The organism is Sphingomonas morindae (assembly GCF_023822065.1).
GTDB classification, from domain to species: Bacteria; Pseudomonadota; Alphaproteobacteria; order Sphingomonadales; family Sphingomonadaceae; genus Solisphingomonas; species Solisphingomonas morindae.
Genome location: NZ_CP084930.1, coordinates 1,052,514 through 1,065,631 on the forward strand (window position 1 = coordinate 1,052,514; position 13,118 = coordinate 1,065,631).

9 protein-coding genes and 1 pseudogene are annotated in these 13,118 nt (G+C 65.9%); 7 read left to right on the forward strand and 3 right to left on the reverse strand.

Going from position 1 to position 13,118, the window contains the following annotated elements; genetic code table 11:
- The first annotated feature begins 76 nt into the window (after window positions 1-76).
- Window positions 77-2,995 (forward strand): excinuclease ABC subunit UvrA, encoded by a 2,919-nt coding sequence (gene uvrA, locus LHA26_RS05210; protein ID WP_252167674.1) that lies wholly within the window; start codon window positions 77-79, stop codon window positions 2,993-2,995.
- A 48-nt stretch (window positions 2,996-3,043) separates the two neighbouring features.
- Here the strand turns inward: uvrA and LHA26_RS05215 are convergent, their stop codons facing one another.
- Window positions 3,044-3,463, reverse strand: coding sequence for a DUF805 domain-containing protein (locus LHA26_RS05215; RefSeq protein ID WP_252167675.1), 420 nt, complete (start codon window positions 3,461-3,463; stop codon window positions 3,044-3,046).
- Window positions 3,464-3,531: 68 nt separating this feature from the next.
- Window positions 3,532-4,404: pseudogene (locus LHA26_RS05220) on the reverse strand (YifB family Mg chelatase-like AAA ATPase); the annotation flags it as partial.
- A 374-nt stretch (window positions 4,405-4,778) separates the two neighbouring features.
- Here LHA26_RS05220 and LHA26_RS05225 point away from each other — a divergent pair.
- The 6 genes from LHA26_RS05225 to LHA26_RS05250 all read left to right on the forward strand — a co-directional run bounded on the left by LHA26_RS05225 (window position 4,779) and on the right by LHA26_RS05250 (window position 11,961).
- The gene (locus LHA26_RS05225) at window positions 4,779-6,137 is read left to right on the forward strand and encodes a metallophosphoesterase (protein ID WP_252167676.1); all 1,359 of its coding nucleotides are present in this window, start codon (window positions 4,779-4,781) and stop codon (window positions 6,135-6,137) included.
- Window positions 6,134-7,168: a GTPase-associated system all-helical protein GASH gene (locus tag LHA26_RS05230; RefSeq protein ID WP_252167677.1), complete on the forward strand. Its 1,035-nt coding sequence runs from the start codon at window positions 6,134-6,136 to the stop codon at window positions 7,166-7,168. The genes LHA26_RS05225 and LHA26_RS05230 overlap by 4 nt, the downstream gene beginning before the upstream one ends.
- The gene (locus LHA26_RS05235; protein WP_252167678.1) at window positions 7,165-8,181 is read left to right on the forward strand and encodes a TRAFAC clade GTPase domain-containing protein; all 1,017 of its coding nucleotides are present in this window, start codon (window positions 7,165-7,167) and stop codon (window positions 8,179-8,181) included. The genes LHA26_RS05230 and LHA26_RS05235 overlap by 4 nt, the downstream gene beginning before the upstream one ends.
- Complete coding sequence (locus LHA26_RS05240) at window positions 8,178-9,023, forward strand: TRAFAC clade GTPase domain-containing protein (protein ID WP_252167679.1); 846 nt, start codon at window positions 8,178-8,180, stop codon at window positions 9,021-9,023. Before LHA26_RS05235 ends, LHA26_RS05240 begins: the two co-directional genes overlap by 4 nt.
- Before the next feature lies 1 nt (window position 9,024).
- Window positions 9,025-11,667, forward strand: a complete 2,643-nt coding sequence (locus tag LHA26_RS05245; RefSeq protein ID WP_252167680.1) for a GAP1-N1 domain-containing protein — start codon at window positions 9,025-9,027, stop codon at window positions 11,665-11,667.
- 99 nt (window positions 11,668-11,766) lie between these two features.
- Entirely contained in the window at window positions 11,767-11,961 is a 195-nt protein-coding gene (locus tag LHA26_RS05250; RefSeq protein WP_252167681.1) for a hypothetical protein, read from the forward strand.
- Between the two features lie 135 nt (window positions 11,962-12,096).
- Here LHA26_RS05250 and LHA26_RS05255 read toward each other — a convergent pair whose 3' ends face one another.
- Window positions 12,097-12,966 (reverse strand): hypothetical protein, encoded by an 870-nt coding sequence (locus LHA26_RS05255; RefSeq protein ID WP_252167682.1) that lies wholly within the window; start codon window positions 12,964-12,966, stop codon window positions 12,097-12,099.
- Window positions 12,967-13,118: the final 152 nt, after the last annotated feature.

The following is a 13,118-nucleotide window of genomic DNA, read 5'->3' on the forward strand; positions in this document are numbered from 1 at the left end:
CTTGTCCTTGCCGAGGCGCTTCCCATGTGCGCGGAGGCACTTGCCCAATCCGAACAAATATGGAACGTTAACCCCTATGCTGACCCATATCTCTGTCCGTGGCGCCCGCGAGCACAACCTCAAGGGGGTCGATCTCGACCTGCCGCGCGACAAGCTGATCGTCATCACGGGGCTTTCGGGCTCGGGCAAATCCAGCCTCGCCTTCGACACCATCTATGCCGAGGGCCAGCGCCGCTACGTCGAATCGCTGTCGGCCTATGCGCGCCAGTTCCTCGAGCTGATGCAGAAGCCGGACGTCGACCATATCGAAGGTCTGTCGCCCGCCATCTCGATCGAGCAGAAGACCACCTCGCGCAACCCGCGCTCGACGGTGGCGACCGTCACCGAGATCTACGATTATATGCGCCTGCTCTGGGCGCGGGTGGGCGTGCCCTATTCGCCCGCCACCGGCCTGCCGATCACCGCGCAGACGGTGAGCCAGATGGTCGATCGGGTGATGGCGCTGCCCGAGGGCACGCGCTTCTACCTGCTCGCGCCCGCCGTGCGCGGCCGCAAGGGCGAGTATCGCAAGGAGCTGGCCGAGTGGCAGAAGCAGGGCTTCCAGCGGGTCCGCATCGACGGCACCGTGCACGAGATCGAGGACGCCCCCGCGCTCGACAAGAAGTACAAGCATGACATCGACATCGTCGTCGATCGCATGGCCGTGCGCGAGGGCATCGAGACAAGGCTGGCGGACAGTTTCGAGACGGCGCTGAAGCTGGCCGAGGGGCTGGCCTATGTCGATATCGTCGCCGAGGGCGAGGCGCTGGCGGCGGCCGGCAAGAAGATGAAGGGTACGAGCCTGCCCGAGGGCATCGCCGACCGGCTCACCTTCTCGGAGAAATTCGCCTGCCCCGTCTCGGGCTTCACCATCGCCGAGATCGAGCCCCGGCTCTTCTCCTTCAACGCCCCGCAGGGCGCCTGCCCGGCGTGCGACGGCCTGGGCGAGAAGCTGTATTTCGATCCCGAGCTGGTGGTGCCCAACCATCATCTTTCGATCAAGCAGGGCGCGGTGGTGCCCTGGGCCAAATCCAACCCGCCCTCGCCCTATTACATGCAGGTGCTGGCGAGCCTGGCGCGCGAGGCGGACTTCGCGCTGGAGACGCCGTGGAACGCGCTCAGCGAGGCGCAGCGCCAGCTGGTGCTGCACGGCTCGGGCGGCAAGCCGGTGACGCTGCGCTTCATCGACGGGCGCAAGAGCTACGAGGTGAAGAAGCCGTTCGAGGGCGTGATCGGCAATCTCGAGCGGCGGATGCTCGCCACCGAAAGCGCCTGGATGCGCGAGGAGCTCGCCAAATATCAGTCCGCCAAACCGTGCGAGGTGTGCGGCGGCGCCCGGCTCAAGCCCGAGGCGCTGGCGGTGAAGATCGCCGGCGAGGACATCGCCGCCGCCACGCGCCGCGCCGTCGGCCCCGCCCTCGCCTTTTTCCGCGACCTGCCCAACCATCTGAGCGAGCAGCAGAAGCAGATCGCCGAGCGGATCCTGAAGGAAATTGTCGAGCGGCTCGGCTTTCTCGACAATGTCGGGCTCGACTATCTCAATCTCGATCGCACCTCGGGCACGCTGTCGGGCGGCGAGAGCCAGCGCATCCGGCTCGCCTCGCAGATCGGCTCGGGCCTGTCTGGCGTGCTCTATGTGCTGGACGAGCCCTCGATCGGCCTCCACCAGCGCGACAATGACCGGCTGCTGGTGACGCTGCGGCGGCTGCGCGATCTCGGCAACACCGTGATCGTCGTCGAGCATGACGAGGACGCGATCCGCACCGCCGACCATATCGTCGATATGGGGCCGGGCGCCGGCGTCCATGGCGGCGCGGTGGTGGCGGAGGGCAGCCTGGACGATATCCTGGCGACGCCCGGCTCGCTCACCGGCGATTATCTGGCCGGGCGCCGCGCCGTGGGCGTGCCGCGCACGCGCCGCAAGGGCTCGGGCAAGCAGCTGACGGTGAGGGGCGCGCGCGCCAACAATCTCAAAAACGTCACGGCCTCGATTCCGCTCGGCACCTTCACCTGCATCACCGGCGTGTCCGGATCGGGCAAATCCACCTTCACCATCGATACGCTGTTCGCCGCCGCCAGCCGCCAGCTCAACGGCGCGCGGATGCTGGCGGGCGCGCACGAGACGGTGGAGGGGCTGGAGCGGCTCGACAAGGTGATCGATATCGACCAGTCCCCGATCGGCCGCACGCCGCGCTCCAACCCCGCCACCTATACCGGCGCCTTCACCCAGATCCGCGACTGGTTCGCGGGCCTGCCCGAGGCGCAGGCGCGCGGCTACAAGCCGGGGCGCTTCTCGTTCAACGTCAAGGGTGGCCGCTGCGAGGCCTGTCAGGGCGATGGCGTCATCAAGATCGAGATGCACTTCCTGCCCGATGTCTACGTCACCTGCGACGTCTGCCACGGCAAGCGCTACAATCGCGAGACGCTGGAAGTCACCTTCAAGGGCAAGTCGATCGCCGATGTGCTCGACATGACCTGCGAGGATGCGGTGGAATTCTTCAAGGCGGTGCCGGGAATCCGCGACAAGATGGCGATGCTGGTCGAGGTCGGTCTCGGCTATGTCAAGGTCGGCCAGCAGGCCACCACCCTGTCCGGCGGCGAGGCGCAGCGCGTCAAGCTCGCCAAGGAATTGTCTCGCCGCGCCACCGGCAACACGCTCTACATCCTCGACGAGCCCACCACCGGCCTGCATTTCGAGGATGTCCGCAAGCTGCTGGAGGTGCTCCACGCGCTGGTGGAGCAGGGCAATACGGTGGTGGTGATCGAGCATAATCTCGAGGTCATCAAGACCGCCGACTGGATCGTCGATCTCGGCCCCGAGGGCGGTGACAAGGGCGGCGAGATCGTCGCCGTCGGCACGCCCGAGCAGGTGGTGAAGGCGCCGCGCAGCTATACCGGCCGCTATCTCAAGCCGCTGCTGCCGGCCACCGGCAAGAGCAAGGCGCAGGCGGCCTGAAGCGGCGGGCGGCGCGGCGGCCCGTCGCGCGCGCCCGTCGGGCCCGCCTCAGCGGTAGAGGTGCGGCGCGTCCTTGGGGTCCGGCCCCCAGCGATTGGCGCCGCGCTGGCTGTCGGTGAGGAAGAAGATCAGCAGCACCAGCGCGCCGACAAAGGGGATGAAGCCGATCAGCAGCCACCAGCCGCTGCGGCCGATATCGTGGCAGCGGCGCACCGCCACCGCCAGCGAGGGGATGAGCGTCGCCAGCCAGGCGAGCTTGGTGATCCAGCCGGCGGTGCGCATCGTCTCGTAGGACCACAGGCCGGTGCCGGTGGTGAGCACGGTCGCGCTGGTGCCGCCGGTCGGCAGCAGTTCGTCCAGCGCCATGGCGACGGCGTAGAGCAGGAACAGGAACAGCACGAAGAGCCAATATTCGATGCGCGGTGCGCGGCCTCGAAAATCGGCATAGTGGCGCAAGGGCCGGATCATCCAGTGCATCGGTCTTCCCCCAGAAGCTGTGGTCGCAGCTGCAACGTCCGCCCGCGCGCGACGCTCCCTCAGCCCGTCAGCGGACGGCGGCGGTAGGAAAGCGCCTCCGCCACGTCATCATGCCCCACCGTCGCGCGCTGGGCGAGATCGGCGATCGTCCGCGCAACCCGCAGCACCCGCGTATAGCCGCGCGCCGAAAGGCGCAGCGTCTCGGCGGCGCGGGCGAGCAGCGCCTGGCCGCGCGCATCGGGGGTGGCGACCGTGTCGAGCAGCGCGCCATCGGCCTCGGCATTGGTGCGCAGCCCCGCCTCGGCATAGCGCGCCGCCTGGCAGGCGCGCGCGGCGGCGACGCGCGCCGCCACGGCGGCGGACTTCTCCCCCGTGGGCGGCAGCGCGAGATCGGCGGCGGTGACGGGCCGCATCTCGACATGGCAATCGATGCGATCGAGCAGCGGGCCCGATATCTTGGCCTGGTAATCGGCGGCGCAGCGCGGCGCCCGCGCGCAGGCGAGGCCGGCATCGCCGAGATAGCCGCAGCGGCAGGGGTTCATCGCCGCGATCAGCTGCACCCGCGCGGGGAAGGTGACATGGGCGTTGGCGCGGGCGACGGTGACGCTGCCCGTCTCCACCGGCTGGCGCAGCGAATCGAGCACGGCGCGCTGGAACTCGGCCAGCTCGTCGAGGAACAGCACGCCGAGATGGGCGAGGCTCACCTCGCCCGGCCGCGCGCGCAGCCCGCCGCCGGTGAGCGCGGCGATCGAGGCGGAATGGTGCGGCGCGCGGAACGGCCGGCGGCGGATCAGCCGGCCTTCGGGAAGCCCGCCGGCGACGCTGGCAATCATCGACACCTCGAGCGCCTCGGCGGGGGCGAGATCGGGCAATATCCCCGGCAGGCACGCCGCGAGCAGCGACTTGCCCGCCCCCGGCGGCCCCACCATCAACCGGTCCGATATGGCTACACCCTTCTATATCAGTCAGCTCTGGTCGGCCACATTCCCGCTTTCAGGAAAGTGGCCCGGACCAGCTTCAAGCCACGCCCGCCCCCTAGCCGCTCCCATCATCTTCATTTACGTTCGAATTAAGCTTTCGGGCCGCCGCCCGGAATGGCTCACCTTGGGACAAAGCCGCCGTACTTGGCCTGCCAATTCGACGACGGCTTTCGGCATGAGCAGACGCAACAGCCTCGGATCGATGTGTCGATCGACTGAGGCTGGGCGGTGTGCGGCAAGGCAGCTTACAACCGATAAGGCGATAGAAACGACGTGGGTGCGTAACTATATAGGTTGCGGGGCTGACGTTGAGGAATGGGGGATTGATGCCGGCGGTTTTCGTCCATGTTTCGGACATTCACTTTGGACAGGAGCGCGATCACTCGATCCACATTCACAACGATGTGAAGCTGCAGTTGATCGAGGACGCCGCCGATGTGGTGGCAGGCCTTCCTGCGGGCGTGGCACAAGGCATTCTCGTGACCGGCGATATCGCCCAGAGCGGCACCTGGCAGGAATATGAGGATGCGAGCAGATGGCTCGACGAGCTCGCTGGGAGGATCGGGTGCCCGATCCACCGTGTGCAGATGGTGCCGGGCAACCACGATCTCGATCGCAAGAAGCTGTCCGTCGGCGGCTCCGCGCTGCTCGACTACATCCGCGCGGGCGGTCAGGCGGAATATGAGAAGGTTTTCGCCAATCCGAGCGACCGCGCGACGCTGCTCGCCCGCTTCGAGGACTATGGCCGCTTCAGCTTCGGTTATCGATGCGTGCTCGACGAGGAGGCGAGATTCGCGACCAATCTACGAATCGAGGTCGGACCGGACCGATGGATCAGATTCGTGCGGCTGAACTCGTCCCTGCTCTGCACGGGCGATGAGAAGGAGGAGCACCCCGAGCTAATGATCGGCTCGCGACAGTTCACGATTCCGAGGAAGACGGGAGAGGAGAACGTCGTGCTCGTCCACCATCCGCTCCACTGGTGCAAGGATGCTGCCGACGTGCGGGAGTATGTGCACGCCAGGGCGCGCGTTTTCATCTCGGGCCACGAGCACGATCCGAAGGTGAATGTCGAACGCGTCGCGGATGGCTGCGACGTGCTGATGCTCGCCGCCGGCGCTGCCGTGCCCTATCGGTCGAACGACGAATACACCTACACATACAACATCATTGAATTCGACTGGGACGAGGCAAACGACGCGCTGGCGGTAACGATGCATCCGCGAGCCTGGAACCGGACGGGAAAGTGCTTCGAGGCCGACGAGAAGCGCCTCGGAGGCAAGGACCCGCGCTTCTCCCTCGGTTCGCCCAATTTCAGGAAACTCGGCCCTGTGACGTCGGATGTCGACGGAAACGCCATCGTTGAGGATGCCGCTGGTACCGAACCCATCGTCGAGGAAGTGCCTGCGGAGACCGCTGGCGCGGAACTGGGGGAGACGCCGCCGATGCCGCCCGCTGCCAAAGGCTATGAGCTCGCCCTCCTGCGCTTCTTCCGCGATCTCGTGGAAAGCGAGCGACTTCGCATCCTGGTCGAACTGGACGCGATCCCCTCGGACTTCGACGAGCGGATGACGCAGGGTGTGGAGCGTAGGCTATTCGATTGGCTGGTCGGCGAAGGGCGTCTTCCAGACGTCACGGCGATGATCGAGAAGATGATCTCAGAACGGAAGGATGGGGACGCGTGACTGACAACATTCCGGTGCACCTGCGGATCACGGGCCTCACCCCGTCAAACGATGACGTGGATTCCCGCCGCCTCGCGGTGGCCGACCTCGCCAAGAATTGGGGCAAGGTGAAGGACGTCGGTTCGATCGTCTCCAAGGCGGCGGCGATCGCGGTGTCGCTCGGCGGCGACGGGAGCCCCACCGTAGAGCTTGGCACCGAGGTGCAGGGCGCCGTCCAAAAGCACGCGTCGGCGTTTCTCTACGAGGATCGTCCGCTCGAGGTGGGCGTCTGCGCCGGCATGGCGGCGGTGGCGATGCTCGCGCCCGATCCGGCGACCTACGGCTGGACGATTCTGGACGTCTATTCGAACTCCCTGTGGTCGGCGCTCGCGTTCCAGCCGGTGTTGGAGGACGGAAAGCGCGAGAACCTGCGGCGCGAGGTCCTGGACCGAGCGCAGCGGCGCAGCCTCGACAGCGCCGAGCGGGCGCGTGAGCGCGACGCTGTGCCCGATCCGGCTGAGCTGGTCGTTACGATCGGGGAGGAGGACAAGGTCACCACTAACTTCAAGAAAGCGGCGCTCGACGCGATCGAGGCCCTTCGGCGGAACTCCGCCCTCGACCGGGAGGAGCTGGACTTTCTCTGGTGGTCGCAGCTCAGCCGCAGCCGCCTACTGAGTCGCCCCCTGTCGGCGCTCTCCGAGACCGTTAGGCTGGTCGGTTCGGGCATCGAGGCGTCGAACCACCTGCGGCGGCTGCCCGCCGAGGTTCATCGCGACCTGGTCCTGCGAACCGTCGACGCCGATCCCGAGTTCGATCTGCCCGAGCTGCTCGCGGGGATCGGCGTTGATCGTGCGCCGCTCGCAGCAGGGGTCCACGCCGCCGGCAACGTGACGGCCCATCCGACCGTCTTCCCGCTTCTCAACGCCATCGTGACCGGCAATGCCGACGTGGTCGGGTCCGAGATCAAGCGGAAGGTCTCGACCTGGGGATCGCGCGCGCTTCTCGAGGGTGCGCTGTCGCGGAACATGGCCACGGGGATCATAAAGCAGTGAGCTCGGGCTGCAACTTCGAGGGGTGCACCGTCGGCGAGACCGGCGTGTGCGCTCTCGAGCAGAATCCCGCAACCTGCGAGCACCGCACGGCGTTGGCGGCCGATGTCGACGGCGGGGATGCCGACGCGCACGGGGATGGCGGCGCCGGCGGTATCGGCGCGCCGGTGCTGCAGCGCCCAACTGGCGGCGCCTCCTTCCCATCAAGCCACACACTCGGCCCCGAGGTCATCTCCGGCATGATGGCTTCGCGCTATGTGACCGTTGTGGGAATTCTGGGCGATCCGGATTCAGGCAAGACTGCGTGCCTGGCGAGCATCTACCTGCTCGTCTCGAACGCCATGCTGGAAGGCTGGGCATTCGCCGATAGCCGCAGTCTGATGGGCTTCGAGGACATCGCCCGCGGCGCCCGCGATTGGAACGCCGGCAACCCTCCGGACCAGATGACCGTCCACACCGAGATGTCGGACGATCGCCGGCCGGGCTTCCTCCACCTGCGCCTCGTGCGCAAGTCGGACGGCCGTCGCGTCGATCTGGCGCTCCCCGATCTGCCTGGCGAATGGACCACCAAGCTCGTGGCGAGCGCACAGTCGGATCGCCTCGAATTCATGAAGGCGGCCGAGGTGATCTGGGTCGTACTCGATGGTCGCGCCCTTGCGGACAAGGAGCGGCGGCAGGCGCTGATCTCGCGTGTTGGGCAGTTGGCGGAGAGGTTGAAGACCTTATTCGACGGCCGGCCGCCACGCGTCGTGGTCGTCGTCACCCATCGCGACGACGGCGAGCTTGTCGAGGCGGCCTCCAGTCGGCTGGCCGCCGAACTCGAGCGCCGCGGAGTCGAGGCGAGCATCCTGCAGGTGGCGCCGTTCTCCGACCATGCGGAGGTGAAGGCCGGGTTCGGGATTGCCGATCTCATCGGCGAGACCGTGGGCGTGACGCGGCCGATCCCGGACTTCTGGCCGACCAGTCCGTTGCGCGACGGCGTTCGGTCATTCGTGAGCTACAGGAGGCATCGATGACCCGTTCGGTGGTGCTTCTCGGCGGTCCCGATTCTGGGAAGACCAATTACGTCGGACGGGTGTGGCCTGCGCTAGACACGAAGCAGGGGCGCCTTCAGATCGCCCAGCAGCCGGACGACATCACCTTCGTGCTGGAGGTGACGGATCATCTCAACTCCGGGAACTTTGCTCCTCGATCTGAGCACGCAGATGCGCGTCGAGATTTCGAAGTAATCGTCGCGGAAGAGGAAGGCGGCGCACAGACGGCGATCGTCATTCCCGACATCTCCGGCGAGCTGTGGTTGAACGCCGTCAAGGATTCGGAAATCTCATCCGACTGGATGGACGAACTGCGCCGGGCTGACGGCGCGCTTCTATTCGTCCGGGTCGGGTCCGATCAGGATGTCAGGCCTCTGGATTGGGTGAGCTCGAAGAAGATGATGGCGAAGCTGGGGAACGGCGAGGATCCGGGCCTAGCGACGCAGGTCATGCTCTGCGAACTGCTGCGCTTCCTCGAAGTATCGCTGATCGATCGCCCGAATGGCGGCCGGCCCCGGGTGTCGATAGTGGTGAGCGCCTGGGACATGGTCGACGTCGGAAAGTTCGCGAAGGGGCCAAAGGCGTATCTCGAGCATGAGTATCCCCTTCTCGCCGGAAGGCTGAACGACATCGAGCGGCTTGATCTCCGCGTGTTCGGCCTGAGCGTCGTAGGAGGTGATCTGAAGGTCGATGCCGACTGCCGCGATGCGGTGCAGGAGGGGGGACTGGACGGTCGCGGCTGGGTGGCCGTGCAGAATTCCGAAGGGAAGTGGGAGCGCGACGGTGACCTCACGCTCCCGATCGCCTGGATAATCGGCGCCTAGTGTGACGGTCGTCGAGCGCCAGGTTCATGGATATCGCAGGGGGCATCAGCTCCTGGCTGGATCGGTGCGGCTGCCGAAGGAGGATCAGGCGGCGATCGACCGTCTTTCCGATGTCGCGGGGCCCTTGCGTCCGCGTGAGAGTTTCGATCCGTATCTGACAGGCTATCCGCTCCCGAGCGGGACTCATTACGTCCTCGCCCGAACATGGATGGATCTCACCGTCACCCGGGCGGGCTGCGTCCGGACGATCAGCCTGATCATCCCCATGGCCGACTGGGCGGCGACCGACGGCATTTCTGCCTTCCTAGCGCTGCTGGAGCTGGATCGCCCGCCCGAGGACGGGGATGCCACCAGCGTCTCCCTGGAGAATCGGTCAACCGAGGCCCTGCCGCCCGTGCCGGACTTCAAGGGAAGCGAACTCCTCGAAGCACTGTTCCTCGAGGACTCGCAGCCCGTCGCCTTGTTTGATGCCCCGATGCCAGAACTCATCGCCGTCCGGTTGATGACCGCGCTATGGCCGTCGATGCGCCGGCGGTTTGCGGTATCCACGTTCGCGCTTTCGCCGCGGAAGGTCGCCGGTAGGGATTTCAATCTCGTCTTCGCACCGAAGGATGCAAGGGCGAAGTTCTCCGATTGGAGTGGCCGGCGGATCGACGGGCGCCTGTCCCAATCGGCTCGGCATCGATGGACCGGCTCGATCGTCGGCCGGGTCTTCGATGATCCTCATCCGCGCCTGCTGACCTCGAAGGAGGTTGGGCTTGTCGGGGGTGACGGCGAGGATGTCGACAGCGCGGCGGCCTTGAGGATCGCCCTGCTGTGGGACGAACTTCTCGGTAAGTTGAGCGGCACGCCGACGGCGGCGCTGGGGCTTCTCGACATCGCCAGCTCGGGTAAGGTTCGCGACGCGTTCGCTGTCCGTATGCTGGAACCTTCGCTCGCCGATGCCGTGCTGAGGGCCCCCTCGATCCTTCCCGAGGACGAGGCCTGGACCTTCCTGGGCGCGATTGCGCGGAAGATGCACGGCCGTTCCATGCCGCTTGGCGTTGATGCGGTGGGAACGGCTGTGGGGCAGCTTGCCGGACGGGCGCCCGAGGGGGCGATCGCATTGCTCTCCCAACCCGACGACCGCGGCGTCATCACCGGACTGTCGCCCATCATCGCCGACGGCATAGGCCACGCCTTCGGCGACCATGCCGAGCGCGCATTGCTATCCGCCCGACCTGAGGTGTTCGGGAGATTGCTGTCGGAGAGTGCGCGGCTGGCGGAGGGAGTGGCGAACGATCCCTTGCTGATGGAACGCGTCGGCGAGATTGTTCCGGATCTCGAACCGCATCTCGCCGCCGCAGTCGGCGACGAACTGCTGCCGCTGCTGGTGTGGGACTGGCAGCTTCCCGCTGCCGCCCCTCTTCTGAAGAGGCTCGATGGAGGGGAGCTCGCAGCAGAGGTACGGCATCTCGGCAGCGTGAACGACTTCGAGGCACCCGGACTTGCGGATCTCTGCATCCGGCGCGCCCGCGAGATCGGGGTCAAGGATGCGGTCCTCATCGCGCTCAGCGAGATGCCCGCCACGAATCGCCGGAATTCCCTTCTGGCGCAGGCGTTGGATCCGGCGTCGGGGGATGCGAGGTGGCTGCTGCGCGAGGCGCATCTGCCTGACGATCTCCGCGCCACCATGTTCGCTGGGTTGCTACGACGGGCGGACGACCGCCAGCTCGGCGCAATGCTCGGTGATCCCGGCATAGGCGTTGATGCCGTGTCCATCGCGGAGCGGGTTGCGCCGGATCTGCTGCAACGCTTGATCTTCATCGACGCGGTGCCGCTCGACGTATTCGTGCGGACCGTGACGACCGTCTTCGCCCGTACGAAGGGTGACGACAGGTCCAAGATAGCACGCCGTGCGCTTCAACGCTGCTTGGGCGCACACTTCCCGGGTGACGAGACGGCGTTTCTCGTCGCGATGCTCGGTGGCCTCGGCGAAGGGCTGGATGGCGCATGGGTCGCACGCGCCGGCCTTGCATCAGGCATTCTCCCCTCGCTGGCCGGTAGGAACATGGTGGCTTTCCGGAAGGCGCCCCAACCTGCGCGCCTTCGCGTGGTCTGGGCGATGGGAGAGGTGGGGCAGATCCTGCGCGAGAGGCGGTCGTTCGATCTGGACGCGGCCGCTGCGGAGGCATGCGCGTATCTGCTGTTTGAAGCCGAGAAGGCTGCGCCGCGCGCTGCACTCGCGGCGGCCGGTCATCTCCTTCCCATGCTGATCGGACAGCGGAAGGATCCTGTGTCGATGATGATCGCCGCCGCCTTCCCGCTGATATATCGTGAGCTGGCTAAGAAGGACGACGTCCCCGACCTGCTGAAGTTCATTCCGTTCTTCGACTGGGATCGTTGCAAGGCGGCGCGGCAGGAGTTGGTGTCCGCGTTCTTGTCATCTTCTTGGCCGCCAGGCGATCTGGCTCTCACCGCATGCCGATGCAACGACCTTGGAAAGATCCTCCGCCGGACCGCCAAGTCGTATGGCGGCGATGGCTATATTGGGAGGGTGGAGGCAGATCTTTCGCGTCTGCCTGACGGTTGTCGCAAGCCGGCCGTCCAAGCCATCAGCTCGATCCGATCAGACTGGTCATCGAAATATGATTGGCGCGACTGAAGCGTATCGGGATTAACAGAATTCGACAAACTTTGGCTTTTTAGGAGCACGCGAACCTGTTCAGCGACAGCAATCAGGAGGGCTCTTCCATGGACCGCTTTGGAACAACCCATCGGCAGCTTTTGTCACAAGCGGACGACCATGGTGTCTAGACTGAACGACCGGCTCTGGTCGCCAGCTGCCTTGCAGCTCCGCCAGCGCGAAGACCCGGATCGCTTCACCGCCAAACTTCCGCTCGACGCGCGACGGCGTACCACCAGCGCCGCGGCGGAAATGCTTGCGGCGATCCTCTGAAGATCCGGACTGAAGGCCCACGCGCCCCGCGTCGACCGATCACGCCGTCCCGAGCGCTCCAGCTGACTGGCCAAGTCCACCAGCCATCCATAAGCGACCGCCTCAGCCAGCTTCCGGCTTAGCGCTGAAGCCGTCCTAGCTTGTAAGTTGACCTTTGGGCGTTGCCCTCTCCGATCCCAAATCGGGGTCAATGATTGCCGCTGCCGACCGTAGAGGATCGGTGACATCCCGTACCCCATCGATTGTCCAAATCGCGTCATCGAGGATGAAGCGCCAGCCGTTCACATGACGGGCGTGGGTCGCCCTCGCAGCCACCACGGCTTGAGGGATGATGGCCGCCCGCGCCACTACGAAGTCGCAGTCGAACAGAGCGGCTGCAAGGAAATCGAAGGTACCTTGAGGCAAACCACGCATGACGCCGAGCTGCCGCTCGCCGGCTGAATTGCCGGTGAGTATTCGTGCCTTGATCTGATAGCGCCTTCTATGGGCATCCTCGGCGTCGTAACTCGCCGCCGAATTCGCTGTAAGCGTCCAGCCGAACGCCTTGGCGAAGAGATGCTCGGCGTAGTCACCTAGCGGAGCATTACCGGTCCGAACGACGCCACGTCGGCGGAGCTCTCCGACCGCTGCTGCCTGCAGCTGGAGTAGCGCCTTGTGACTCGCCGTCTGCAGGAACGGCCAGCGGACATCCGGTGCGGCCGCTGGCTTCTCGGCAGGTTTGCAGGGGAGAGGCGACCCGACCTTTTTCCCCAGTGATGGCAGAACGCTGTAGACGTTCTCAGGCACTATACGGCGCAGTCGATTGCCCACGTTCATCCGCTGCTGTCCCGGGTTGAGGTGCGCATGCTTGGCGGCATCAACGCCAAACTCAGCGGCCACCGAATGAAGGGCATTGAGATCGAGAAGACCGTCGGGCCCAGTCGTGCGCGCTCTCAACCAACGTTTGAAGGGACTGTCCCGCGTCTCCGCATACCGGGCGCCACGTTGCTCCCGGGTGAAATGCATCGTTTTAGATCCAAATGCGGACGGCGCCGATTGTCGCCCTCTTTCCGACTCTAGCCGACCTTGAGCTCGTCCGCGAGAGCCCTCCGCACCACGCGGCTCTTCTGGGGTCGAAACAGTCGCTACGGGTTCTCCGGACAGCCTGCATCTTCACT

What these genes read in the sequence shown, in the direction of transcription:
- LHA26_RS05240 (WP_252167679.1), top strand. Translation starts at nt 8,178, where the DNA reads ATGACCCGTTCGGTGGTGCTTCTCGGCGGTCCCGATTCTGGGAAGACC.
- uvrA (WP_252167674.1), top strand. Translation starts at nt 77, where the DNA reads ATGCTGACCCATATCTCTGTCCGTGGCGCCCGCGAGCACAACCTCAAG.
- LHA26_RS05215 (WP_252167675.1), bottom strand. Translation starts at nt 3,463, where the DNA reads ATGATCCGGCCCTTGCGCCACTATGCCGATTTTCGAGGCCGCGCACCG.
- LHA26_RS05225 (WP_252167676.1), top strand. Translation starts at nt 4,779, where the DNA reads ATGCCGGCGGTTTTCGTCCATGTTTCGGACATTCACTTTGGACAGGAG.
- LHA26_RS05255 (WP_252167682.1), bottom strand. Translation starts at nt 12,966, where the DNA reads ATGCATTTCACCCGGGAGCAACGTGGCGCCCGGTATGCGGAGACGCGG.